The organism is Bacillus sp. NH11B (assembly GCF_001884205.1).
GTDB classification, from domain to species: domain Bacteria; phylum Bacillota; class Bacilli; order Bacillales; family Bacillaceae_G; genus Bacillus_A; species Bacillus_A proteolyticus.
On sequence record NZ_MAOG01000125.1, the window covers coordinates 14,952 to 40,799 of the forward strand.

Annotated in this window: 19 protein-coding genes and 3 pseudogenes; 18 read left to right on the plus strand and 4 right to left on the minus strand. The window is 33.1% G+C overall.

Translation table 11 applies throughout. The features are described from left to right. The first annotated feature begins 327 nt into the window (after positions 1-327). Together BAU27_RS23005 and BAU27_RS23010 are read left to right on the plus strand one after the other, a co-directional pair. Positions 328-741: a hypothetical protein gene (locus BAU27_RS23005; protein WP_071746641.1), complete on the plus strand. Its 414-nt coding sequence runs from the start codon at positions 328-330 to the stop codon at positions 739-741. 23 nt (positions 742-764) lie between these two features. Further along, entirely contained in the window at positions 765-2,219 is a 1,455-nt protein-coding gene (locus BAU27_RS23010; protein ID WP_071772058.1) for an FtsZ/tubulin family protein, read from the plus strand. A 36-nt stretch (positions 2,220-2,255) separates the two neighbouring features. On the opposite strand, the gene BAU27_RS23015 is transcribed toward BAU27_RS23010, so the two are convergent. Further along, positions 2,256-2,993 carry a terminase gpP N-terminus-related DNA-binding protein gene (locus BAU27_RS23015; protein ID WP_071772059.1) on the minus strand — a complete coding sequence of 246 codons (738 nt, stop codon included), beginning with the start codon at positions 2,991-2,993 and terminating at the stop codon, positions 2,256-2,258. 2,005 nt (positions 2,994-4,998) lie between these two features. Here BAU27_RS23015 and BAU27_RS23025 point away from each other — a divergent pair. The 8 genes from BAU27_RS23025 to BAU27_RS23060 all read left to right on the plus strand — a co-directional run bounded on the left by BAU27_RS23025 (position 4,999) and on the right by BAU27_RS23060 (position 15,824). Then, complete coding sequence (locus tag BAU27_RS23025; RefSeq protein ID WP_071772060.1) at positions 4,999-7,398, plus strand: PAS domain S-box protein; 2,400 nt, start codon at positions 4,999-5,001, stop codon at positions 7,396-7,398. A 399-nt stretch (positions 7,399-7,797) separates the two neighbouring features. Continuing rightward, positions 7,798-10,014 (plus strand): binary toxin-like calcium binding domain-containing protein, encoded by a 2,217-nt coding sequence (locus BAU27_RS23030; protein WP_071772061.1) that lies wholly within the window; start codon positions 7,798-7,800, stop codon positions 10,012-10,014. Between the two features lie 373 nt (positions 10,015-10,387). Beyond that, on the plus strand, positions 10,388-11,101 hold the full coding sequence (locus BAU27_RS23035) for a response regulator transcription factor (RefSeq protein ID WP_071772062.1): 714 nt from the start codon (positions 10,388-10,390) through the stop codon (positions 11,099-11,101). Next, entirely contained in the window at positions 11,098-12,147 is a 1,050-nt protein-coding gene (locus tag BAU27_RS23040; RefSeq protein ID WP_071772063.1) for a sensor histidine kinase, read from the plus strand. Before BAU27_RS23035 ends, BAU27_RS23040 begins: the two co-directional genes overlap by 4 nt. 106 nt (positions 12,148-12,253) lie before the next feature. After that, a complete protein-coding gene (locus BAU27_RS23045) occupies positions 12,254-12,751 on the plus strand; it encodes a DM13 domain-containing protein (protein WP_071746654.1) in 498 nt (165 codons plus the stop codon). A 354-nt stretch (positions 12,752-13,105) separates the two neighbouring features. Beyond that, on the plus strand, positions 13,106-13,309 hold the full coding sequence (locus tag BAU27_RS23050) for a hypothetical protein (protein ID WP_071772064.1): 204 nt from the start codon (positions 13,106-13,108) through the stop codon (positions 13,307-13,309). 38 nt (positions 13,310-13,347) lie between these two features. After that, positions 13,348-14,454: a hypothetical protein gene (locus BAU27_RS23055; protein ID WP_071772065.1), complete on the plus strand. Its 1,107-nt coding sequence runs from the start codon at positions 13,348-13,350 to the stop codon at positions 14,452-14,454. Between the two features lie 545 nt (positions 14,455-14,999). After that, complete coding sequence (locus tag BAU27_RS23060; RefSeq protein WP_071772066.1) at positions 15,000-15,824, plus strand: alpha/beta fold hydrolase; 825 nt, start codon at positions 15,000-15,002, stop codon at positions 15,822-15,824. 473 nt (positions 15,825-16,297) lie between these two features. Here the strand turns inward: BAU27_RS23060 and BAU27_RS32970 are convergent, their stop codons facing one another. Then, entirely contained in the window at positions 16,298-16,567 is a 270-nt protein-coding gene (locus tag BAU27_RS32970; RefSeq protein ID WP_071772067.1) for a hypothetical protein, read from the minus strand. A gap of 518 nt (positions 16,568-17,085) precedes the next feature. Further along, on the minus strand, positions 17,086-17,223 hold the full coding sequence (locus BAU27_RS32425) for a hypothetical protein (protein ID WP_170961062.1): 138 nt from the start codon (positions 17,221-17,223) through the stop codon (positions 17,086-17,088). A gap of 562 nt (positions 17,224-17,785) precedes the next feature. Between BAU27_RS32425 and BAU27_RS23070 the strand changes: the two genes are divergently transcribed. Then, positions 17,786-17,965, plus strand: a complete 180-nt coding sequence (locus BAU27_RS23070; RefSeq protein WP_071772068.1) for a hypothetical protein — start codon at positions 17,786-17,788, stop codon at positions 17,963-17,965. A 69-nt stretch (positions 17,966-18,034) separates the two neighbouring features. Next, a pseudogene (locus BAU27_RS23075) lies at positions 18,035-18,244 on the plus strand (protein kinase); the annotation flags it as partial. Between the two features lie 430 nt (positions 18,245-18,674). Here BAU27_RS23075 and BAU27_RS23080 read toward each other — a convergent pair. Beyond that, the gene (locus BAU27_RS23080; RefSeq protein WP_071772069.1) at positions 18,675-19,796 is read right to left on the minus strand and encodes a PepSY-associated TM helix domain-containing protein; all 1,122 of its coding nucleotides are present in this window, start codon (positions 19,794-19,796) and stop codon (positions 18,675-18,677) included. Between the two features lie 79 nt (positions 19,797-19,875). Between BAU27_RS23080 and BAU27_RS23085 the strand changes: the two are divergent. The 6 genes and pseudogenes from BAU27_RS23085 (at position 19,876) to BAU27_RS23115 (ending at position 25,624) form a co-directional block, all read left to right on the plus strand. Then, positions 19,876-21,022, plus strand: a pseudogene (locus tag BAU27_RS23085) (recombinase family protein). A 313-nt stretch (positions 21,023-21,335) separates the two neighbouring features. Further along, the gene (locus BAU27_RS23090) at positions 21,336-22,826 is read left to right on the plus strand and encodes an FTR1 family iron permease (protein ID WP_071772070.1); all 1,491 of its coding nucleotides are present in this window, start codon (positions 21,336-21,338) and stop codon (positions 22,824-22,826) included. Between the two features lie 14 nt (positions 22,827-22,840). Next, the gene (locus BAU27_RS23095) at positions 22,841-23,263 is read left to right on the plus strand and encodes a hypothetical protein (protein WP_071772071.1); all 423 of its coding nucleotides are present in this window, start codon (positions 22,841-22,843) and stop codon (positions 23,261-23,263) included. Positions 23,264-23,415: 152 nt separating this feature from the next. Further along, a pseudogene (locus BAU27_RS32975) lies at positions 23,416-23,658 on the plus strand (protein kinase); the annotation flags it as partial. A gap of 506 nt (positions 23,659-24,164) precedes the next feature. Then, positions 24,165-24,584 carry a VOC family protein gene (locus tag BAU27_RS23110; protein ID WP_071772073.1) on the plus strand — a complete coding sequence of 140 codons (420 nt, stop codon included), beginning with the start codon at positions 24,165-24,167 and terminating at the stop codon, positions 24,582-24,584. A gap of 302 nt (positions 24,585-24,886) precedes the next feature. Beyond that, positions 24,887-25,624: a class I SAM-dependent methyltransferase gene (locus tag BAU27_RS23115; RefSeq protein ID WP_071772074.1), complete on the plus strand. Its 738-nt coding sequence runs from the start codon at positions 24,887-24,889 to the stop codon at positions 25,622-25,624. Positions 25,625-25,848: the final 224 nt, after the last annotated feature.

A 25,848-nucleotide genomic window follows, 5' to 3' on the forward strand; every position in this document is an offset into this window, starting at 1 on the left:
TATGGATGCTTTGTGAAGTGTTTTAACATGAAATGTTTGTAATTTGATATTTTTTATAAAGGATTATTCAAAAGAATGTCAAATTAAATATTAAATTTATAGTTTTATAGAATGTATTGTTAATTATATGAAACCTAAAATTGATATATATTATATACAGCGTGCATGTACGCTGTGTAAATTCGTGTTTATATATCAACATTTTAACTAACTTTAATACTTGTACGCTTTATATGTAAGTTCTATATATAATCACTTGATATACGTCTTATATTAATGTAATATATTCGTAGGAATAATTAACCAACGTTTTAAGGGGGAGGAAACTTGAACGAGGTATTGAGCGAAAAGTATAAAGTAATTAAATTTCCTGATGAAGTTGTGAACATGTTTGCAGACATTCTTGAAGAGGACGAAATACTTTATAATGTATTTCATTACATAGGATCTGAGGTAAATAAACAATACCAAGAGACGAAATATATGAGAGGCATCTCAATAAATGAAATAGTAGGTAATGTTGTAATTGATAGGAGAGTTAAGAAATTAAAGGGAAAATCGTACTCATTAGAGGTTGAACGAACCAATATATCAAGAAGATCAGCTGAAGTAAGTGTTAGTACATTATCTTCAATGTCATTAATAACTGAAAAGATTATGCATCCTTATAAATTTTTAATCTCAACAATTAGAGGACAACAGGTGTTAATTGAACTAGGAAGACGTAAACAAACCAATTGATAAGAAAAAGGAGAGATAAAATAATGGCGAAGAACTTTCTGAAAAACGAAGTAGCAGTAAAAATGACAATGGTTGGTTTTGGTCAGGCTGGAACTAGAATGGTAGATAAATTTGCTGAATATAAGCATACGGATGGAGCATCTGTGTACAACTGTCTTGCCCTAAATAGTAACGATGGTGATTTAGCTGAATTAAAAAATGTGCCTACAAGTAATCAAGTATCACTCAAATTAGGCGGACTAGGGAAGAATCCAGAACGTGCTGTAAAAGTACTAGAATCAAATGATGAAGCGAAAGAAAAGTTAAAAGAATTCATCACAGAGCGTGTAAGACCAACAGATGAATTGGTACTATTTTTTGCTGGTTTAGGCGGTGGAACAGGTACTTCTACAATCATTAAAGCAATTGAAGAATTCTCGGCTTTTCATAATAAACCTATAATCGCTGAAGAACTTAAAAGTATGGCAATGAAAATTCCTAGAGAGGAATTAATAGCAAATCAACAAAGGTATGCAAAAATTGCATTCAATAATGCAATTGAACGTAAAGATTTTATTAAAATGGGTATTGTTGTAACACTGCCTGTAAGAGCTGATGGGCCTGATGTACTAAGACAAGTAAATAAATTCTCTCAAGAGATTTGGAAGTTAGCAAATGACCCAGCAAAAGGTGTTGCATTCGTTGTTTTCGCAGATAACCAACATTTCTATGATGAATTTAAGGGATTAAACGAAAATGAGAAAAAAGGTATTGCTAATTCACGAGACTATGCAAATCAGCGCATTGGTGAAATCATCCATGAATTAAATACAGCCTCTAATGGCGCAGGAACATCTGTTATTTTAGATTCACAGGACTTTAAACGTATTTTATTAGAGAAAACTGGTTGTCTAGTTATTAATAAAATTTCTCGCAATATGAATCAAATTGAAAATAGTAAAGAAATAGTAGATATGTTCTCAGAATCGTTGAAAGGAAGCTCTTTCCACCATCCTATAGAATTAGTGAAAAAGAACGATGATGGTGAGTTGGAGGCCTCTAAGGTGCATCATTTTGGAATGCTTGCAATTCTAGACGAACAAAAGAATATTGATGATTCATTTATGGATGATGCAAAAGTAGAAGTTACGAATACATTACCAATCAACGGTACGGTATTTAATGGGTATTTAATTAGTAAAAATGATTTTATGGGCAGTGTGTATACGTTCTATAAAACTGATGCATTACCGTCCCGTTTGTCTAAGGGTTTAGTTGAAGAATTCAATGAATTTAAAGAGAAGCAAAATCAAATTCAGTTCAAAAAATCCCAAATTAGTACAATTGAAACGCAAGATCAAGACGATGATTTCAGTATTAATTTCGGTGATTACATCGATATGGGAACAAGTGATGAGGAACCATCAGCAGATGCTGAGAATGATGAAGAATTAGCTGCATTTATGGATCCAGACAAAATGTTTGGTACATCAAAATAATAAAAAAGAGGCCTGGAAATATCCCGGGCCTCTTTTTTATTCGGATGTCATAATAGATTTCATATACTCTATCATATTTTCGTTTAAATAATTCTCTATAAATAGGTGTTTTTTTGCTAAATCTTCCTCTTTTTTAAACCAACCAACTTTTTTCATGCGCTCTTCCTCAGGTTTTTCATTCCAGAGTTTTTCAGCTTGTCTTCTTAATTCTTTACGAGCTCTATGTTCAATTATTATGTTATCCAGTCTTTCTTGTCTTTGACGTTCTTTAATAGCAATTGGATCTTCAGGCTGAGGTAATGCTTTTAATACATTTTCAAATTTCTCTTGAAATTGTATTTCGATGTTTTGTAAATATGCTTGAACCTTTTGTTCCACCAATTTTTCGATTGTCTCAGCTGCGTCCTGAAAATCAAATTGAGATAATATTTCGTTAGAGTGGTTTTCAGGAGATACGGGCCTTAGTTCGAATTGATGCGGTAAAAGTTCGATTATGGCATCTAAAGACCACTTTTCATCCCTTTTCTGCTTTATGAAAAGAGCTATATTTAAATCTAATGAATTATAGAGCTTTTCATTTGTATTATTGGTTCTAAGAGTCCCGTGCAATCCCTTCTCTTCTAACGTATTAAACCAATTATAAACAGTATTATGGTGTCTACCTACTAACTTAGAAAACTCTGTTATTCGCCAGGCCTTTTCAAAAGCGTCTTCGTGTAATGAGTTCTCATCATCTACCATGGTTTGTTCTGAGTGATTTTCCTGCTTAATCATAGTATTACCTCCTTAGCAGTATGTAATTTCGCTGATAAATGACATTAACATGAAATGTGAGATTGATATGTTAAGTGTTTTTCGACGGTACTAATAGGAATCCCTTTCTTATCTGAAATTAACATGAAAGATAAGATTAACATGTTATACTCAAAGTGTTAACAGAACATTAACAGATCGGTATCTATCCTCACCAAATATTGATGTTTTGTTAACTGGGACTTGAAATGCATCAATGTTATATAGGATTAATGAGGTACCTTTGTCACCCATATTCTTATAAATGGTTGCTATGAGATTGACAGTTTTATTCATATAACATTAATGATAAGTAAATATAACCGATTTGTAAATAAATTATGAGGATATAGCATCAAACTTTCACAAAAATAGGTATAAATATGATTAAAAGGGTCCATATTATTAATAATTGTAGTATGAGCCTTTTCCATAGATAACACTTGAGAATATATAACAGATACCTGTTTGACTAATAGAGTGTAGTATCTCTTTTTAACTGATTCCAAGACTAGTAAAGTAATTTTAGATAACAACTATTATAGGTTCATATAAGCGTTAAATTATAATAGTTAGACGAGTTATTGGCTATTATAATTTTGAAACACTACAAGGTCCCATTCGCTTTGTTGTTGAATAGCTGTAATGCTTAATTTCTAAGTGTTTGCGATAAAGAAAAAAGTTTTTATAGAAGGATCTATTCAGTCTCTAATTATAAGCAATAAAGACTGATGTGAATCTTGGTTTATTAACGCTTTTATTAATAAGGACGTATGCCTATTGATGTTTTGTCAATGTCTTGTTATCACAATAATCAAGAATAGTTGATATGAGATTAACAATATTATCGTTCCGAGGATTAACATGTTAATGTTTATTGATATGTTAATCTCATTAATGATGAGTATTTTGATCCAACTATGCACAATGTTAATCTCATGTTAATACTTACAGAAAGGATTGATACATTTAAAATAACGATCTTTTTATTATTTGCCCAAGAATAGATTTGAGACCTCTAAGCCGTATATTACAAAGTAATTTTGCTCAAATTAATATTATTTTATTGATTGAATTAACTATAATGAGAACTGCTTTGTTTGATAGTCTGTATTTCTTAGTGATTTTTCTACTTGAAACTTCTAGTAGTTTATAAAGCGCAATTCTTAACTAGTGTGGATTTTCGTATTTCAATTTTCGGCCTAATAAAGCCATGGTTTTATAGATGTTTTGTTAATGTCTTGTTTTCATTATTGCTAAGTATAGTCAACATGAGATTAACATTCTTATTTATTGTTAGCTAACAAGTTAATACCTATTGATATGTCAATCTCATTCCTGCTATGTATTTTAATCCGGATTCACGAAATGTCAATCTCATATCAATAATCTGCGGGAAGAATATCTTTGTAAGAAGTATTAAATCTTTAATTGGATATCTAATAGTGGATTGAGAATCTCTAAGTTACATGTTACCAAAAACTATTTACGCTAAATATATTACTTTATTAAAATATAAGGAAACATTCTTTGTATTTTAATAGGGAATCATTGTATTTATTGATGTTTTTAACCTCTACAAATTATATATTTCAATTCTTGTTCTAATAAACTTATGGTTTATCCATGTAGTATTAGTTTCTTATTATCAAGGGGAGTTGACATAAAGTTAACATTTTTATTCTTTCGAAGGTTAACATGTTAATGTCTGTTGATATATCAATCTCAGTTTGGGTCTGCATTTTGATACTTTTTGTGAAATGTTAATCTCATGTCGATATCCTTTAAGAAGAATATCTTTGTAAGAAGTACAAATTCTTCAATATTTATGCCGATTGCGCATCTTTTTAGAGTAACAGTATCAGTATGTCCAAGATTTAGAGATTACTTACATGTATTTTGAATTTTTTGCACCTGAACCGTTTATATTTTTTGTAGGAATTTTTGCTTTTTTGTCGAATACACTTAATGCAAGGAGGGACATTACATGATTATTAAAGACTATTTCATCAATCTATCTATTTTTTCTTTATTAGTTAGCGCAGCAATATTCATTCAAGTATTTACAATTCATTCCAGGTGGTATTTCGAAAAATTCTATGGAGGGATTATCGCAATTACTTTGATGTTCTTTTCTTTTCCGTACATGGGATTTTCCTACGATCTTCGAGTTGTTCCTCTTATTCTATCTTTTATTTACTTTGGTCGTACTGCTGGTTGGATTACGTTAAGTAGCATTATTATAATGCGTATCTTTTACATTGGTGGGTATTGGGAACCACCTGTGATCGCTTATTTAGGTATGGGTATCCTATTTACTACTTTTAAAATATATTTTAAAAACCTTCATCCTTTTAAAAGTGCATCTTTATATTTTTCTGTTTTTGCCGGAATAAAGTGGTTAGTTGGTGTATTCTTTAATACTACATTGCTTTACACTGAAGGCTTATTATATATATCTTTAGGACTTTTAATTGGGCTATTTCTTATGGAAGCTTACCAAAAATTGTATTATTTAACACGGGACTTATCTAAAATGAATCGGGAATTAAAAAAATCGAAGCAAGAACTCACAGATACCGTACATGAGCTTCAAGGGGGGATTTTTAAATTTAAAAAAGTGGGTAAGCACTTTATACACACTTTATGTGATGGACAGTTCTATTATCAAAACGGATTCTATTCTGAACAGGTGGTAGGAAAAAGCCTACGCACTATTGATGCTTCTATTGTTCCTCCACATTTAGTTCCACAATTGATGAAGTATTATCTTCAGGCATGGGAAGGGAAAGAAATTATATTTGAATTACCCTGGCCAAATGATAAAACAATTATTCTTATTGCGCTTAGGCCGATTAAACGGAATGGACAAGTTATTGAAGTTGTTGGTTCTACAGTAGATATAACCGAAAGGAAAAAGGTAGAATCAGAATTAAGAGCTACCAAGGAATTACTAGAATCATTTATAAAGCATAATGTAGATGCTATTACCATATCTGATCGAGAAGGGCATATTTTACAAGCCAATAAAGCTTATGAAGATATATTTGGGTGGTCATCACAAGAAATTATTGGTAAGAGATTACCTTGTGTACCAGATTTCTTAATGGATGAATCACTCATAAACATTCAGAAAATTCTAACAAAGGAATCCGTAGTTACTAGATTAGAAACTGTTAGACAACGTAACGATGGAAGTCTTCTTGATGTCAGTCTGACGGTTTCTCCTATACTAGATGTAAGAGGAAATGTGATAGCTTTATCAGCAATATGTAGAGACATCTCTGAAAGAAAACAAGCAGAAAGAGAACGGCATCGATTACACCAACAATTAAGAGATAGTGAAATGAAGTACCGTGCACTAATCGAACAAGCAACTGACGCGGTATATGTAGTGGAGCTGAATGAGGATCGTGTTCCAAGTCGATTTATTGAGGTAAACCCTGTTGGTTGTGAAAGGTTTGGATATAGTAGAGAAGAACTGCTCTCGTTACCGTTTCCAAATGCTGTACCACAAGATTCACCAATGATTGTAAGGTTGTTAGAAAAAATTAGAGAGGGACAAACTTCCTTCATTTTGCAAGATGAATATGCTTTTCCAACAGGAAAAATAATAACAACTGAGTTTAGTGTCCGTGTTTTTAACTTAAATGGTAAAGAAGTTTTCCTAAGTATTTCTCGTGATATCACTGAACGGCTAAAAACAGAAGAATTACTACGAAAATCTGAAAAACTTGCTGTCGTAGGACAATTAGCGACTGCAATGGCTCATGAAATCAATAATCCATTAACAGCAGTGAAAGGGTTTATGCAATTACTAAAATCAACGGAAAATGAGAATAATCAGGGGTATATAAATATAGTATCATCAGAGATTGAGCGTATAGAAAGTATTACAAATGAATTTATGGCGGTAGCCAAACCACAGGTGGTAAAGATACAACCTAATGATATTAGTGTGCTAATGGATCAAGTTTTAATGCTAATGCAACCTCAAGCAATGATGAATAATATACAAATTAGAATCGATTCTACACCTGGTATTCCATTGATTCCATGTGAGGGAAATCAATTAAAACAAGTGTTTGTTAATATTTTTAAAAATGCAATTGAATCCATGCCAACAGGAGGGGAAATTCTGATTCAAATTGATAAACTTGAAAATGATCAAATAAGCATTCGTTTTATCGATCAAGGGTGCGGGATTCCAAAAGAACGTATACCATATCTCGGAGAACCTTTTTATAGTATTAAGGAAGAGGGGATTGGTTTAGGATTAATGATCTGTTATAAAATTATCGAAAAACATCAAGGAAAGGTATTTATTGAGAGTGAAGTGAATAAGGGAACTATAGTTGAAGTCACGCTTCCTATTTGTACATTTTAAAATCAATAGATTCTTTTGCTGAAATTTCATAATAAACCATATAATGGAATTGTGAATAAAAATGAGTAATGAGCAACAAAAGAGTTCTGCTACGGTAAACACTTTAGAAGATTATCGAGTTAAGGACATATCTAAAAACTAAATTTATTTTTAGTGAGCAGTTAGCTTTGGCTAGCTGCTTTTTTGTATATAGTGTAATCGATTGTTCATTTTACTGCTTTTTTGATGTTTTATATACAGATTATATAGCCTTACAAAGCTCTGTAAGTGTTTTGTAATATTTACGAGAGACTTTTTTAACAGCTATGAGAGAGAAATGAAAGATTTGTTATATATGATGAAATTAATCTTACTAGTAGGTGTTCTAACGCACTTAGAAACCAAGGAGGAAAAATAACAATGAAAAAATTGAAGCCAGCACTTAGTGTATTAGGTAGTATATCGATGGCACTGACTTTAGCATCTCCGGCTTTAGCAGATGTGAAACAACCGAATCCAGGAAGTACAGTTGAAATATTCAAAGAGAATACAAATGCAAAAAAGGAAGATAAGAATTTCACGCTCGGATCTGATGGGGAAATAGGTTCGCTCATTACACAAAACATTGAAATGGCAAACAACGATTGGGACAAAGATGGTATTTCTAACGACTTAGAGATTAATGGATATAAAATTGAATTCAATTCACAAACTGGAAAAAATGAAGCGAAAGCATGGGATCCCGAGAAGGATAAAGGGAAACCAAAATTTATATCGAATCCTATGAATGCAAATACGGATGGTGATCCTTTTACTGATATGTATGAGGTTGAGAATTATAATAATGATTCTGATACTAATTTCAATCCGATAGTTGCCAATATGCCAAATTTACAAATTGGTGTCAAAAGAATTGAAGTAATTCCTATTGCAACCATTACGGATAATAATGGCGGATCTGTTAGCAGAGGTTGGGAAAAAAGCGTATCAACACAACATTCATTTAATGTAGGTCTAAGTGGATCAGGTGGTGTAGAAGGCTCAGCAGCCGGTCCTGTTCCTTCCGGAGGTGTTTCAGCAAACGTGGGATACGGATATTCAAAAACAACTACTGAAACGGAGAGTTATACAAATAATTTTGATTGGTCTACCGCAACAACTGTGGATACAGCGAACGCAGCAAAATTACGGGTACATTTGGAATATAAGAATGTAGGCACAGCATCCGCTGAAAATGTTTCGCCTCATTTTAATATTCGTTTAGGAAACAAAATTATTAATACTGTAAAGGCAACACAAGATCGTTATAAGGCAAACTATTTAAGTACAGAAAAAGGTGGACGGAATAAAACAGAAGTAGTAATTGACAGTTTAGAGGGACAAGCAGATGCGAATATTGTCTTATCACTGGATGAATTGAAAGCTGTTGAACAAGGGGAACTTCTTTCGATTGAAGTTTTACCTACAAGTACAATGGATTTATCCATCGAAAAAGGTGAAGAAGTAATGCATTTAGGAGATTCAGGGAGATATGAATCTAGAGTAAATGCAGCTACAGAACAATTAGAAACAGATATAGGAAATATACCAAAGTTTAGGATATATACTCCTAAAGATAAACCCCTTGCTGATAAGCCAGTCTTATCCTATAACGAAGTTTTTCAACATATTAATATAGATATGAATAAAGTAAAACATATTGTAAACAAGGCTAAAAGTAATAATCAAGTATCAGTGGTTTCAGATAATAATGGAACTGATGCATTGAACGCATTAAAAGCGGGACAGGGGGATCGCAGTTATTTACATAAAGACTCTGTACACGGTGCTTTTGCAAAACTACAACAACCAACATTAGTAGAGGGTAGTTATGATCCTGTTACGCAAAAGATTCGGGCATCAATCTTACCTGGTTTATTTGGTGTGAGCAAAGAAATTCCTACTACTTATAGCAAGAAATGGAATGCTCCTTCACAAACAGTAACACTAGTTAAACGTGAGAATGGATATACATATGAATCTAGAGAAAATATACACCCTATTAAATCTGAAATTGCAGCGCACAGAAAAGTTACATTTGAAATTAATGACGCACACAATCTAACGCCTACACAAAAGATTGATGCAGAGATTAAAGCTAATAAAGAATTCGAAGATTATGTAGTAGATAATTCAGGTGAATTTGTTACAGAAGGAGTTCCTTATACTGTAGCTTCATATGGAAATACAGCTTATTGGGGAAGTCATCACGCCGGGAATAAATGGGAGTATCTTTGGGCTGAGAAATCTAGCGATGAAAAAGTGAATGTAATTATTGAAAGAGTAGGTCAACCTAAACCTGGAAAACCAATTAAAAAGGATGAAGAGGTATTAATTAAATTCCAAGGTCCTATTTATTCAGATTACGCATATTTAAAACTTCAAGATAGTTATATCCATTTAGATCAAAAACAGAACGCAAGTACTTTTAAATTTAATCATGCATATCCAAAGAACTTCACTGGACACCATAAGCAATGGAACATACTATCTAATGGTAACAAGTTAAAGGTGGGATATTTAATCGATTATATGAAATATGGTAATGGAGAGAATGGAACTGATACTATAGCATGGAATCTATCAAGAGCTCAGTAATAGGTAACAGTTCTGTTGCTAAGTTTGAAAAAAGAACCGGTAATGAACTGAATCCGAAAAGTTAGATACAAAAATTTAGGCTACTAATAGGGAATGAGTTCGATATTGAATCGGACTCATTCCTTTTAATTTATATGATTTAGATACTACTATTTTAATTACTTATCTAGTCATATAAGTAATCAAATGTTAAGATTACTATCTGAATTACATAAATGTTATTCAGAATTTTCGTTCGTTTAGAGGCCGAAATCTGGAATTCTGATTTATTGATGCGATCAGTTTTTACATCTTTACCTATAAAGATATATTTATTGGATAATAGAAAAAATAAATTTTTTTGTTATTGGTGAAAAAGAAGTGAGGATAGTATATGAAGAAAAGAATTTTAATCGTAGAAGATGAAGCAAATATTCGAGAAGTCTGCAAACGGTATTTAGAAAGAGAAGAATATGAAGTATATACCGCTGTAAATGGCAAAGAAGGTTGGGATGTATTTCTTACGCATCAACCAGATTTAATTATATTAGATTTGATGATGCCGAAAAAAGATGGATGGGAATTATGCGAGGAAATTCGTCAACAATCAAATGTCCCTATTATTATGTTAACTGCTAAGGGAGAGGAAAGGGATCGAATTTTAGGCTTAACAATGGGGGCAGATGATTATTTAACAAAGCCATTTTCTCCTCGTGAATTAGTATTAAGGATCCAAATTATACTTAGAAGAGGAAGCCAGGTACCGATACAAGCAAAAGAATCTCTATTGGAAGTAATAGAATTTCCAGATTTAAAAATATATCCAAAGACAAGATATGTACTTGTTTGTGATAAGGAAGTGGAGTTAACGGTGAAAGAGTTTGAGGTACTTTATCTCATGGCAAAGCATCCAAAACAAGTATTTTCTCGCTCGCAGCTTCTTGAACTAATTTGGGATTTTGGACATGAAGGGGCATCAAACACAGTTACAGTGCTAGTGAGTCGTTTACGAGAAAAGCTCGAGAAGCATACAATAAAGAATCGTTGGATTCATACGGTTTGGGGTATAGGATATCGCTTTGAGCCAAATGGGGGAAATGAAGCGTGAGGTTACGTATTCAATTGTTACTCATGAATTTATTAAGTACCAGTATTATGGTAATTGCTATATGGTATAGTGAGACGAAAATGTTACTTGAACCGGAACAAACGCGGTTATTAACAGTAATCGCATTTGTGGCATTCATTATTTCAACGTTTATTTATTGGTTAATGACACGTCCTATCATGAGATCTATACAAAATTTAATAAAATTGACGAAACAATTTAGTGATAGACACTTTGAAACGATGTATATAATTGGGCAAGAACCACGGGAGTTTAAAGAATTAGCAACTGCCTTTCAACAGATGGCAAAAAAATTAGAAGAAGGGTTTACTAAATTAGAGGAACAGGAAAAATCCCGTAAGGAGCTAATTACCAATATCTCACACGATTTACGAACTCCTATGGCTAGCATGCAATTGATGATAGAAGCATTACAAGATAACCTGATTGAAGATCCTGAAATGAGAAAGCAATACTTAGCGACGATATTAAAAGAAATAGAAAGGTTAAGTGGATTAATTAACGACTTATTTGATCTTTCAAAGTTAGAGTTTGAGCAAGTAGATTTTCACCCACGTTTCACACATTTAGATAAAGTCCTATTAGATGTATTAGAGTCACATTCTGTCTTATTAGGAGACAAACAAATCCATGTGCAATTGGATGTTCCAGATATATTACCTCGACTTTTGATTATGCCTTGTAAAATAGAAAGGGTCATAGGTAATTTATTACATAATGCAATTCGATATTCTCCTGTATCTGGAACAATTGAATTGACTGTAGAGGAAAATAAACAAACTCAGCAGGTCCAATTCACTTTGCGAGATGAAGGGATGGGAATTTCTCCAAATGATCAATTACGCGTATTTGAACGTTTTTTTAGAACAGATAGATCAAGAAGTTCGCAATCTGGAGGATCCGGTCTTGGATTAGCTATAGCAAAATCATTGATTGAAATGCATAAAGGAGAAATTGGTGTGAGGAATCGCGCAGATGGTAAGCAGGGAAGTGAATTTTGGTTTACTCTTCCCATCACATCATAAAAAAATAAGACGGCTGAAAGACTTTTGTAACATTTACGTTAGAAAAATGAAAGACCTTCTTGTTAACATACTACTACACAGTATGTTACAGGAGGTTTTTTACTTTATGAAAAGAAAATATGTATGGTTTATAGGTTGTTTGATAATTATATTGGGGATTTTATGGTCATTGTTCAGGCCAGAGAAATTATTTATTGATAAGCACGTGAATGAAGCATTGCCACAAACAGAGGTACAATCAACTGAAGCAAAGCAACAAAGTGATCGAGTAATAAGTGAAGGACAGTTTCAAAACGGTGTCCATGAAACAACTGGAACGGCAAAAATTCATCAATTAGCAGATGGAAAACGTGTTTTAAGGCTTTCTAATTTTGCAACATCTAATGGGCCGGATGTGCGAGTTGTATTAGTTCCTACGAATCGTTTGAAAAATAATGAAGATGTGAAAAACTATCAGTATATTGAATTGGGAAAATTAAAGGGAAATAAAGGAGACCAAAACTACGAAATTCCTGAAGGGGTAGATGTAAGTGTATATGGTTCAGTTTCTATTTGGTGTAAGAGATTTAATGAAAATTTTGGTGCTGTTTATTTTAAAAAATAAATATGAACATAATAGTGAGTTTGTGTAACACAAGTATAATTCTATAGAGAAAGAAAGTAATTAATATAGATTAGAAGATTTTTCGTACCAATTCCATTATGCGGAATTGGTATTTTTATCGCTCAATATTTCCAGTTTGTTACCTTACAACTGTGATTATGGAATTTCTTTTCTAAATGGACCTCCAGAACTGTTTATAAACAGTTCTGGAGGTCCGTTTCAAATTAACTTTCTTATCATAATATGAACTTATTCATCAATATACACTGGGGAGTTGAAGAATATGTTTTTTTTAATTAAATCATATACGACGGCCGAATGATCACTATTCACAAGGTGCATTGAAAGATAGGAATGAAAAGCGGGATTTTTTGCTATCAAATTGGTATCAGTGAATTACCTATATGCGGTGCCATTCTGACATTGGCACTTATCCAAAAATGGGGAGAATTAGAGGCTTCACTATTTTGGCTTCCATGGGGAATAGCATTTGGGCTAGCGACTATCGCTTACTATCAAAGAAGGCGAGGACAGTGTAAATATTGTAGAAGGCTTTAGCATTATTACTTTTTATTAAAAGGAGTTGTTCATTCGCGATGTCAAATACTGAGAAAAAAAGCGAAACCGGAATTCATACTTTTAGATGGTTATCATTTTGGCCCAAATGGATTGGATATACGGCGGTTGTTTGGTCGTTGATGTATTTGATATTAGGTCAGTATTGGACCTTGGAAGGAAAGGGTTTTCCATTTGGAATCGGAGATCCACAATCTGAATACTCAATGCTAGCTGGTCTGAGGCCTGAAACTGGTGCACCTATAATGGTTGGATTTGGATTAATGGGAGTCATTGTAGCTGTCATGATGATTTGTGGCTGGGGCAAGGGACTTTTACGAATAGTATTACTTATGTTTGTGTATATGTTAGTAGCAATTCTATTATTTGCAGTTATTGACTACCGTGTCTTGGCGTCAGCAGCATATGGATTTATTTTTTTGATTGGAGCACCATTTGATTTTCCACATGGAGTGAAATTTTTTGAACAGATGATGTACTGGACGATTGTAAATCAATATATTAGTATGTTAGGCGCATTTCTATGGAGTGCGACTGCTTTAGTCTATCAACGTCAAACGCGAGATGCTTGTCCTTATTGTGGCCGAAATAGTAATCCCTCTAAATGGGCATCACAATCCTCAGCAGCATCTTGGGGGAAATGGTGCACTTGCATTGCCATTATAATTCCTATCTGTTATTCCATAACAAGATGGTGTTGGGCGCTAGGCATTCCACTGGGAACTACCAAAGAATTACTTGATTCCTTTGAACGTGATTCACCCGGAATTTGGTTAATGGGCGCGTCTTTGGCTACCGTAGCGCTCGGAGGGGCGATTCTTACGCTGGGTCTTATTCAGCCTTGGGGCGAAATTTTTCCACGTTGGTTTCCATTTATTGCTGGCAGGCGTGTACCTCTTTCATTAGCGATTATTCCTGCTTCACTGGTTTCCATTATGATTACTTCAGCAGGTTTGATGTACATCCGGGGGTTTATTAATAAAGGGGGTCTAGATCTTAGGGGATGGGCATTGGAAGGTCCAGAGTTATTATGGCCAATTTGGGGAGTGGCTCTGTTTGGTGCTACGATTGCTTACTATTATCGGAGGCGTGGTACGTGTAAATATTGCAAACAGGTTATAAAGTGAAACTTTAATCAGTACGGGAGCGTACTGATTGCGAATAGCAGGATAGATAATGTGTTACAGGAAAACAAAACTCTTTTATAACTTATTTTTGAAGGAGCAGACACTCTTTTCTTTTTATCGACTCGTGAAGAAGTATGAAAATCAGAATTTATAATTTAAAATTCAGCTTAAAGCAATTGCAATAAGCACTTTGAATAGTAATCTTTAGTAAATAAAAAAAGAGAAGAACTCACCAATGTTCTTCTCTCTTTTTATATGTAATTAGGGTTTCCATAACTATAGATATGGATAGGGTAAATTAATGGATGAATAATTTACTCTTAAAATTATAACAGACCCAATAAAGATTTTTATATGTAATATTGCATAAGGAGGGTTAATCTTTAAACTACAATAATTTATGTCAATAAAAAGGAGCCACAGGTGAAATGATGAGTAACGCCTTTCCATATGGCGAGTTTGTTTCATAGTTAATCCTTATATTTTATACCATTCGCCAATCGTGTAAGGTTAAGGGAGATGACAGAAGAAAGGAAGATCTACAAATGAGCGTAGTAAAAAATGGAACATTGCAAGTACCTGGAGCAAACATCTATTATGAGGTACGAGGTGCAGGTCCGCTCCTTCTTTTAATCCATGGTGGAGGTGGTGATGCTGATAAGTTTCATAACGTCGCCAATTATCTTGCTGACCGGTATACTGTTGTTACTTACGATCGACGTGGCCATTCGCGTAGCAATCTAGCTAATCGAACTGAGGATTATCAAGTAGAGACACACAGTGATGATGCTCACCGCCTACTAGCTAAACTGACCGATGAACCAGCGTACCTATTTGGAAGTAGCTCTGGTGCTATCATCGGACTCGATTTATGCATACGACATCCGGAACAGATTCGGATGATTATCCCACACGAACCGGTTTTATTGCAACTTTTATATGACAATGAGCTTGTACAGGCAAAACAATTCTTGGAATATCTTAAGGAGAATCATCGAAATGAGGTTGTAAAGTTACTATCAATTTCAGAAGTGGATACTAACAATTGTGGCCACTCGAAGGATGGGAAAACAGAGCGTCTTTTAAGTAATTCAACGTACTTTGTTGAGCATGAAATTCCAGGGATAATAAACTATTCGCTAGCTATTAATGCGTTGAAAGCTAGATTAAAATCTTCATCCATACAAGTGCTTCCAGCTGGTGGAAGTGCATCACGAGAATTTTTTGCTTACCGGTGTTCGGCTGTACTAACAGAACTATTGGGAACAAAGTTTGTGGAGTTTCCTGGGCATCATGGGGCCTACAATTCAGAGCTTCATCAAGAGTTTGCTGAAAAACTACACAATATTTTGAAGACCGAAAATGCTTAACATAAATGTCTTAAATAATATCATTTGGTGTGGGATTTCCCTTCTTGGAGTTAAATATCACGACAAAGATATTAACACTGAACTGAACCTAAGAGATGAAGCTATTCGTCTCTTAAAAGTTCTGCTGCGGATGGTAAGGCTCCACTTACAAATTTCAAACTTACCATTGCGATTTTCATTTTATTTATTCCTCTACTTATGTGTTCAGATGTAATCCAGCTTTACGTTTTTTATTATTGTGAGGATTACATCGTTATCGATACATTTCTATATGCAATATTGCATCTTAAAACCATCCTTTATACTGTTATAATGATAGATATAAATTCTACAGCATTTTTCGAAATACTAAACAACAAATGAACACGAAATTTCTCGTAAATAAAAAAGGAAGAGAATTATAAAAATTCTCTTCCTTTTTTATTTGTTCATAGATTTAGTGATATAGGAGATATGTCCGGATTACATTTCAACTACATAGTTCTTCCGATCACCCAAATAAAAGGAATCAAAAATACTACCACATTTAATATTATCCCGATTTTCGCTCTAATATTTTTATCCACTTGATAGGAAAAAATAGCTAGGATAAATCCCATTGGACAAAGAAATACAGGTAAAAATATAGAGACTCCAAAAAATTCAGTTAAAATAAATTTGTATGCAACATTAACAATGGACAAAATCAATAAAACCGGTATTGAAATCGATATAATAGTACCTATTCTATTTTTAAAAATCATAATATGCTCTTTTTGGGTTAAATAAAATATATTGCCTGGTAGATTATAAAGGAAAAAACACTGTCATTAAGCTAGTGTTTTTTCCTTGTTGATAAGAAGCTTATAAAGAATAAATTATTGCTGGTAAGATAAATATAAATAATACATAGTTATATATTTTTGCTGTGCCATTCATTATTTTCACTACATTACTTCATAATCCAATTGTACAAAGACTGAATATCACCATTGTGGATCCTTTAAAATTAATTGATTATCATTAATATGTAAATGTTCTATTTTAAATAATTTAAATAAAATTACAATAATTTCATGTAAATTATTTTCGTATCAAAGGGTACACCTTTTGAACTGGTGTGATTTCTATGAAAAACAATGTGTCAAAAAGTTCGAGATAACATATTGAAGTAGGAATACCGCCATATGCCTATCAACCTAGCAAAAGAGCTTGCCCAAAAATGATATAAACGAACTTTGTTATTATAAAACACATAAAACAATAAACACGTACTTCATATTTATTTTTGTTGTGGACGATAAAAAGCATCTACCAATTGATTATACTCGCTTCTTGTAATTTCTTTATTATACAGTTTAATTAATAACTCCTTATGCGCTTTCGAAAACGCTATTTTATCAATAAATTTTGGATACATACAATTATTTTCTCCCCGTCTGATAAATTATTCTGTTGAATTTCGTCTATTTCCCCTGAATATTTTTAAAAATAAACCTACAATGTTTTATGAAATATTACATATCGAAATGATTGGATGTTTTATAAGCGCTTACTAGTATGAAAATGACAACAACTCTTTATTTCTCCTATGAGGAGGGGGAAGCAAAAATATAAAACCATCATATTTAAAGTTTAATCTACATCAATCGACATTAAAAGACTTTTTTAGACGGAATAATACATATTTTCATGTAATAGTACATATCCAAATAAAGTAAAAATGAATTTAAGGTACCATTATATTACAATGAAGGACTTTGAAACTATTTTACTGAAATGAGTATGGTGAACTTTAAAGTATTAATGAAGATGATGACGTTGACTTTGTTTTCGATAGAAAAGTTAAGCGCCCATAACGGGTGCCTATTTATTATGTGTAAATTACATAATAAACAGTAATATGAATGAGGTAGAAAATTGGGTTAAAAAGTGTATATATCTCTCGGGTGATTAATTTAATTCAAGGGGAACACAGTCCGATGCGAAAAAAAGATTTAATAAGACAATGGAAAGCGGATTTACAGGAGATTGCTAAAGAAAAGGAGAGAGAAAAGAAAAAAAGAAGTGTAAGAAATACTATATTCCTGGTAGCTCATTTCATGACTAGCAAGGATACTTATCACAAGAAGAATGGGGTTTGGAAACAAAAAAACAAGTAAATGTGAGTGTAAATAAGTTTCGATTAAAATTAAACAAAAATGTATATGAAAAATTGTAGGTGAGAAACTTTGGATTTAATTCGAAAATTAACTCGTATTTATGGCTTAGGGATTTGCTGTGGGTTGTGGAGTAAAGCTGAAGTAATTCAATGGTGTGATAAATTGATTGAAGCAAGTGACAGTCCGCCATATGAAATAATGAAGATTGGAATGTCGAATAGCGAAGAAGAAGACAATTTATTTAATGTAGACCAGGAAGAATCACAAAAATTACGTATCCAATCTACAAGGTTATTAATTTTCTGCTATGAAAATATTATTTTTGGACAAGCGGTATTCGGTTTTGGGGAAGATTACTTAAAACTCAATTGCTTATATACTCGGTCTAGGGTTATGAGAAAGATAGTATGTTAAAGTTTTAACTCTTTTCATTTTCTATAAGGATATAACTACAAATAGCCTTATAAAAAATGAGATTTGCTAATATAAGCTCATAAGGAAATCTCACTGTAAAAAGGAGATATCAAATAAAAAAGGTACCCTGCATTGCAAGGTGCCTTTTTTATTTGATATCTAGATATTCAATTTAGAAACGAAAAGTGATTGTTACATAAAAAAAGTAAGTATTAAGCAAAGGATTTAGTCGCTTTATGTGTGTGGCTTTCGCTCTTCATCAAATCATGTTTTTACTCGTATATGAATTATATAATTACGCTGCAGATACTGAGGCTTTTTTCCCCTTTCTCTTCTTCTTTTTCTTATACCACCACATATACACACCAGTAAACATTAAAATAGATGGAGTAAGCCCACCAATCACATACAAGATCTTTGTAAATAGTCCCCCAAATGTTCCTGTATGTAAAGGAAGACGCCATATTTGATATGTAAGTCCGCTATCTACTTTTGGGTCTAGCTTTGCTAATACTTTTCCACTATACTGGTCCATCCATACCTTTATATTCCCATTCCCCGGATCATATGAACGGCTCATCCGGATTTCCACAGCACCTTCTGCCTTGCCTTTTTTCGCTTTCTCCGGTATTCTTACTTGCATAATTATTCCTTGTGGTACTGCTTTTTCCGCTTCACTCAACAAGTAATCAAGGGGAAGTTTCTCTCCTGAAAGCGTTTTCGAAATGAGTGTCTCTTTTGATGGTGCCATACTAGCTTTCGCTCCAAACCATCCAAAAATTGTTTTATCATACACCAACAGACCACCTGTTAATGAAACGATTAGCAGAAACGGAACTGAAACACCTCCAATGACTCTATGTAGATCATATTGTTTTACATACGAATTCTTGCTTCGGCGTATAACAAATCCGCGCATCCATTTCTTAATCCCCGGCCACCATAAATATAAACCTGATAAAATAATAAAAAAGAAAATAAATCCAATAATTCCAACAATCTCTTTCCCCTTAAAATCCTTAAGAAGTAAATGATAATGAAGTTCCTCAACCTGATTAAAAAATGATTTTTCACCTAACTCTCCATTGATCCTACCATTTCCTGGATCGATATAAACTTCTTGTTTTGCCTTTCCTTCTTTCAAATTAAATAAATAAACACCTTGAGCACTTGGTTCATCCGGGGTATATACTCGCTGAATCTCACCCTTTGGATGTACTGCCAATACAGTTTGAAGTGCTTTCTGATAAGTAACCTTTTCGCCTTCTGTTACTTTGTATAAATCAGGATGTAACACACGATTTAATTCGTGTTTAAAAACAAGTAAGCTCCCTGTCAAGCCAATCAGCACAATAAACATCCCAGCTATCATACTCAGGTATAAATGAATCTTTCCAACAACCTTACGAACTTTCATACATATCCCCCTCAATTTAATGAAAAATCAAATTAATATTAAAGATAATAATTATCATTGTCAATGGAAAAGTTAGACTATTTTCATTTGTTATTTTTATTCTATAAAGGCTGGAAAAAATGATATGGCATTTGAGCTATGGTCTTTATTTTCAGCTCAATACAGTCGAACGCTTTCGTCTAGTATTACGGCAGCTTTAGCAGTAAAAGTACGTCGTGGGGAACATATTGGGAAAGTTCCGTATGGATACAATCGTGAAAATCAAAAATTGGTGATTAATGAGGAAGAAGCCCAAGTTGTTCAAATGATGTATAAATGGTATCTCGAAGGTTGGGGATATAAAAAGATAACAAATGAATTAAATCGATTGGGTATAAAGTCGAAAACTAAAAAGAACTGGCAAATGACATCAGTTCAAAGAATCCTTCAAAGTTCAATTTATAAAGGAACCTTTATTTTAAATCAATATACTTCAGTAAAAGTTGGTGGTAAGAAAAAACAAATTCGAAAGCCAAAAGAAAAATGGTTTGTTTTTCCTAACCATCACCCTAAGATTGTTGAAGAAGAGATATGGAATCAAGCAAATCGAAAAAAAATAAAAAAAATAAAACGAAAATCACAACTTGGATTGAATTTCGTAATTTAGCAAAATGCGCAGTCTGTGGTTCTAATATGGTAATTGTGCAGTCTCATGTGAAAAAGAAAATTGGAGAGCGGACAGAATGGAAATATTTAAAGTGTTCTCAATATCGTCGGGCAGGAAAACATGGTTGTGTAAATCAAGTGCCAATTCAATATGGAGAATTTCGTCAGTTCATTATAAATTTATTAGTGGAAAAAGGAGAGTCTGTTACTTTAAGGCTTCAAAGTAATGTTGAGAAGGGGCAAGAGAAAAAGACAAAAAAGTTACAACAGCTTATGAGTACAAATCAGCAAAAGAAAAAATCACTCTTAGATTTGTATTTAAAAGAACTTATTAATAAAGAAGAATTTGAAAAAAACGGAACGATCTTGAAATAGAAATAACGCAAGCGACTCATAAATTGCTTATTTTACAAAATAGTGATGCTGTGCAAATGGATATTAAAACAATAAAACAAGCTTTTGAACAGTTGCAACACCAAGAGCAAGATTTGATTCATGTATTTCAGGCGTTAATTCAAAAAATTAGTATTCATCAAGATGGGACGGTGGATATTATGTATACTTTTGAAGGTCCATTGTAAGAAGGGGATGTACATATCCCTTTTTATTTTTGTTAGGGATAGAATTGTACAAGTAGTTACATATTGTTTTAAGTGGCATAGAAAGAAAAGGGATATTATAGCTGTTTATTTTGAAAGATATAAAATTACATACACGTTAAAAATGAAAGATTCGGATAGTTTTGTGGTAATTTCATACAAATAACTTTTTGTATTGACATCAAAAATATAAAAACATATAATTTCGTTAGCGCTTTCAGTGATAATGAATTTCAATATTAATTACATTAAATTTAATGGAAAAATTGTTTATATCTAGAAATGAGGGGTTAGCATGAGGTGGAAGGTTCATACCTTTTTACTAATTGTGTTATTAGGTTTTGTAAGTTTGCCGTTCCATGGGTTTGCTGCAACATCGGCAGATGATTTAGGAAAAGCAAATAAATCCGTTATACAAGCACTTCAGCTTGTACAAGAAGGGGATATAGATGGGGCTTCCAAACAATATGAAGCTTTTAGGTCCACGTGGCTTTCCATTGAAGAGGGAATTAAAAAACAATCTTCACAAGCGTATCGCGATATTGAAGATGCAATGGGGCAGGTGCAATTTGCGTTTGCTCAACAACCAACAAATCAAGAAAAAGTAGAGACGGCACTTCAAAAGTTAAAGGAAGTTGACGATAAATTTATTGCCGGTAAGTTCTCTGCTACATCTACTCAAAAAGACGAGGGAAGTGTAAAGAAATCGGATGTGGCTAGCTTGATTGCTCTTTTAGATCATTCACTTTCCAAAATCGACAAACATGATGTTCAAGGAGCGAAAAAGGATATTGAGACATTCCGCTCCTCATGGTTGGATGTAGAAGGTGTAGTGCTGACACAGTCCTCCAAAATATATGGAGATGCTGAGCGTGATATGGTTACTTCGTATGCTATGCTTGCTACCAATTCTCCTGATATAGCAGGGGCTAAACGAACAATTGAAGACATGCGTAATTACTTAGCACCGCTTGTTGAGAAAACGAGCTACAACATGTTAGATGCAACTACTATTCTATTGCGAGAAGGATTGGAAGGGCTATTAGTTGTTGTAGCGTTGCTCGGATTTTTGAAAAAGGCTGGACATGAAGAAAAAAGCAAATGGATTTGGATTGGTGTTGGAACAGGGATTGGGATTAGTATCATTCTCGGTGTGATTGTAAATATGCTTTTCTCCGCAGGGGCATTTGGGAGTAATAACTTTCTCATTGCTGGATGGACGGGGGTATTTGCTGCGGTGATGCTGATGTACATGAGTTATTGGCTTCATAGTAAATCTAGTATCGCAGAATGGCAACGATATATTCGTACCCAAAGTACAAATGCATTGAATACGGGAAGTCTATGGTCATTAGCGATCTTGTCGTTCCTTGCAGTATTTCGTGAAGGAACAGAAACTGTATTGTTTTTCATTGGTATGGCATCTTCCATTGAACTTTCAAGTCTGTTAATGGGCATTGTGATTGGAGTAGTGATACTCGTCATCCTATCGTATTTAATTTTAAAGGTAGGCTTGAAAATTCCGATGCGTCCATTTTTCTTAGTTTCAAGTATTCTTATGTTTTATTTGTGTTTTAAATTCACAGGAATGGGTATTCATGGCTTGCAACTTGCTGGTTTATTGCCAGCTACGCACCTTTCAATCCGAACGATAGACCTTTTCGCGATTTATCCATCATGGGAAAGTACGATTCCGCAAGTAATTCTTCTTGTTGTCGCAGTAATACTTGCAGTGAGAAATAAGAATAAGGATACAAAAATAGAACAACAACAAAAACAGGCATAATAGGAGGAAACAATATGAAATCTCGTAAACTAATTTTACCAGTTATAGTAGCAACTTCTCTAGCATTAGGGGCTTGCGGAACGCAAGGAGAAAAGAAAGATGAAAGCAAGAAAACTACGGAGCAGGCATCTGCGAAACAAGCAGTCTCTATTGCTGATGGAGCAACAAGCATGAAAAAAACAGTGAATGATTTAAAAGCTCAATTACAGGCAAATGATACTGCTAAAGTAAAAGACAATGCGGAGCAATTAGAGAAAACATGGGAAACGTTTGAAGATGTAGTAAAAGAAAAGAATGCTGATTTATATGAAAAACTAGAAACACCGCTTCATACAATCGAAGCAGGTGCAAAGGTTGAACCGCTTGATGTACAAACTTTAAATAAAGCAGCGGAAGATTTAGAAACTGTGTTAACTGAAGTAGGAAAACTAAAATAATAAAACAAAAAAGCATCTTATTCAATAAGATGCTTTTTTGTTTTATTAAATAGTAAATGCATATAGCTAGGGAATAAAGTTATTTTACCGTTTGTTCCATTTGTTTTAATCGCTATTCTAAAACGCTAATCATAAAGAGGAAATGATTAGCTTCTCTTAAATTAACTCTTTCCGTCATTCATAAAAAACTAAAAAAACAAGAACTGACGATTGAAGAATCAATTAAATGTACCACTAGACTTTTAGTTAACAGGGGATTGTATTGGGAAGCTAAATATTTTGATTTAAACGAGGTTATTCATACATATATTGAAACGTTAGGCGTTTACAGTAAGTATTTTAGGGGATTTGAAAAGCTGTATTTTAAAGTAATGAAAAATAAGTGGGTTAGATAACAAGAATTGAAGAAACATTATTTAGTAACAAGAAGGCTTGTCCGTAATCATATTAATAATGTGATGTGTAGTGATTACAAAGAAAAGAAGTGCGTTTCGCGCTTCTTTTTGAGGTCTCGCCAACAAAACGTGGATTTTATACGCTAAGGATATACAGGATTTCATGCAGGCTACGAGAACGGTTTGAACTGCCAAATGCTGTTGTGACAGGGCTGTATGAAATCTTGCATACAGCGGAAGGAACGGAATACTGGAAAAATCTTGGCATAAATAGCTTTCGGGGATTTGATAACTGCTAATAATTGTGCGTTATGTGAACTAGATTTGTATAGAGCATGCATTCAACCATTTTAGATCTTCTTCAACTAAAGGGTCATTTAATGGAGCAAGTCTGTGGAACTAGCGAAACATCATAAAGAAAATTGTGGGATTTTCAAAGGCAATAGGTACATAAAAAGAGAACATATTTATTAATGTTATTTGAATGACTGAAAGGAGAGAGTAGAATGAAAGATAAATTATTGAGGGTTGGAACTATTTATATTCCTGTTATCAATGTAGAGCTTTCTTCAGAATGGTATGTAAACAAATTAGGTGCAGAGTTAAGTTATAAAGACGAAGACAAGGCTATTCTTAACTTCGCAAACCAAAGTTTTTTTCTGGTTAAATCCCAAGTAAATCAAAGCTTAAATTTTTACGATTTTTGTGGTGAAGAGCGCTTCTCTTTAACATTTGAAGTTAATGGTTTAAATGCACTTGAATCAATTCATAATGATTTTATAAAAAAGGAAATAAAAGTTGGAGAGATCGAGAACAGAGGACACACTGGAAAGAACTTTGTTTTTTATGATTTAGATGGTAATAAATTTGATATTTGGAGTGAATTAAGTCCCATCTTCAAAGAAAAATATTTAATATCGCAATAAGAGAGTTTGATTATTCAATAAACAGTGGATTCTCAGGAATAAATATGGTGCCAACTAAGTTAAATCATTATTCCGCAATCGGGCGCGATTGTGGAAGATAATAAGTACAACAGGATCTTCAATCGAGGATCCTTTTTCAGTACCGATAATGAGACGTTATGTCAACCTAACATGTATAGGATATACACTGTTCCTTATTCAACTAAATGGCAGGTTAGTTGAAGTGTATTTTGGTTAATATAGGAATTTTTGGATGCCCGCTAGAATATAAAAAATATAGATTGTATTATAGGAGGTATATAATGAAACAAAACATTTATGATAATCCGTTTTTCTTTAAAAAGTATAAGTCATTACGTGAAACTGGATTTACCTTTAATGATTTTGTTGAACAGCCAGCAATTAAATCTATAATTGCTAATCTTACAGATAAGTCTGTATTAGATTTGGGATGTGGAACTGGTCATTTTTCTATGTACTGTGTAGAAAATGGTGCCTCGAAAGTTATAGGAGTGGACATCTCAAGAAATATGATTGAACAAGCTGAAATTTATAACAAAAATGAAAAAATAGATTATATGTGTGTACCAATAGAAGAACTTAATTTGCCAAATCAAAAATTCGACTTAATAACAAGTTCTTTAGTTATACATTACATAGAAGATTACTCACATCTAATTAAGAAAATAAGAGGTCTGTTAAAAAATGATGGTGAATTTATCTTTTCAACAGAACATCCAATAGTAACAGCTCGAAAGGAAATGAATAATTGGTTTGAGGATAATAATGGAAACAGATTGCATTGGGCATTAGATAATTACCAAGAAGAAGGAAAAAGGGAGGAACATTGGTGGATAGATGGTGTTGTTAAATATCACAGAACAATTTCAACATTAATTAATACTCTTATAGACAACGGTCTTGTAATTGAGAAAATTATTGAGCCAGAGTCAACTCCAACAGGACTAGAAAAAATGCCAGAATTAATAAATGAAAAACGGAGACCATCTTCTATTATCATTAAATCAAGAAAATATTGAGATTGAACCCTCGTTGATTAACTACTGGCTTTATTTTTAAAAAAGAGTAAAATCTTTTTTAAAAATAAGATTGTGAAGAAATACAATTAAAGTAACGGGTGCTTTAATTGAGCAAGAAACTAAAAACTTTTAACTTCCGCTTTCAAGAATTATGTAAATAAGCTGTCCATATGGGCAGCTTATTGTATTTTTTGCTTAGTTTTGTTTTTTTTTTTTTTTTTTTT

Coding starts and splice junctions, on each gene's coding strand:
- BAU27_RS23060 (WP_071772066.1), top strand. CDS start 15,000: ATGAGCGTAGTAAAAAATGGAACATTGCAAGTACCTGGAGCAAACATC.
- BAU27_RS23010 (WP_071772058.1), top strand. CDS start 765: ATGGCGAAGAACTTTCTGAAAAACGAAGTAGCAGTAAAAATGACAATG.
- BAU27_RS23115 (WP_071772074.1), top strand. CDS start 24,887: ATGAAACAAAACATTTATGATAATCCGTTTTTCTTTAAAAAGTATAAG.
- BAU27_RS23095 (WP_071772071.1), top strand. CDS start 22,841: ATGAAATCTCGTAAACTAATTTTACCAGTTATAGTAGCAACTTCTCTA.
- BAU27_RS32425 (WP_170961062.1), bottom strand. CDS start 17,223: ATGTATCCAAAATTTATTGATAAAATAGCGTTTTCGAAAGCGCATAAG.
- BAU27_RS23090 (WP_071772070.1), top strand. CDS start 21,336: ATGAGGTGGAAGGTTCATACCTTTTTACTAATTGTGTTATTAGGTTTT.
- BAU27_RS23045 (WP_071746654.1), top strand. CDS start 12,254: ATGAAAAGAAAATATGTATGGTTTATAGGTTGTTTGATAATTATATTG.
- BAU27_RS23110 (WP_071772073.1), top strand. CDS start 24,165: ATGAAAGATAAATTATTGAGGGTTGGAACTATTTATATTCCTGTTATC.
- BAU27_RS23030 (WP_071772061.1), top strand. CDS start 7,798: ATGAAAAAATTGAAGCCAGCACTTAGTGTATTAGGTAGTATATCGATG.
- BAU27_RS23025 (WP_071772060.1), top strand. CDS start 4,999: ATGATTATTAAAGACTATTTCATCAATCTATCTATTTTTTCTTTATTA.
- BAU27_RS23035 (WP_071772062.1), top strand. CDS start 10,388: ATGAAGAAAAGAATTTTAATCGTAGAAGATGAAGCAAATATTCGAGAA.
- BAU27_RS23015 (WP_071772059.1), bottom strand. CDS start 2,993: ATGATTAAGCAGGAAAATCACTCAGAACAAACCATGGTAGATGATGAG.
- BAU27_RS23055 (WP_071772065.1), top strand. CDS start 13,348: ATGTCAAATACTGAGAAAAAAAGCGAAACCGGAATTCATACTTTTAGA.
- BAU27_RS23070 (WP_071772068.1), top strand. CDS start 17,786: ATGCGAAAAAAAGATTTAATAAGACAATGGAAAGCGGATTTACAGGAG.
- BAU27_RS32970 (WP_071772067.1), bottom strand. CDS start 16,567: ATGATTTTTAAAAATAGAATAGGTACTATTATATCGATTTCAATACCG.
- BAU27_RS23080 (WP_071772069.1), bottom strand. CDS start 19,796: ATGAAAGTTCGTAAGGTTGTTGGAAAGATTCATTTATACCTGAGTATG.
- BAU27_RS23050 (WP_071772064.1), top strand. CDS start 13,106: ATGAAAAGCGGGATTTTTTGCTATCAAATTGGTATCAGTGAATTACCT.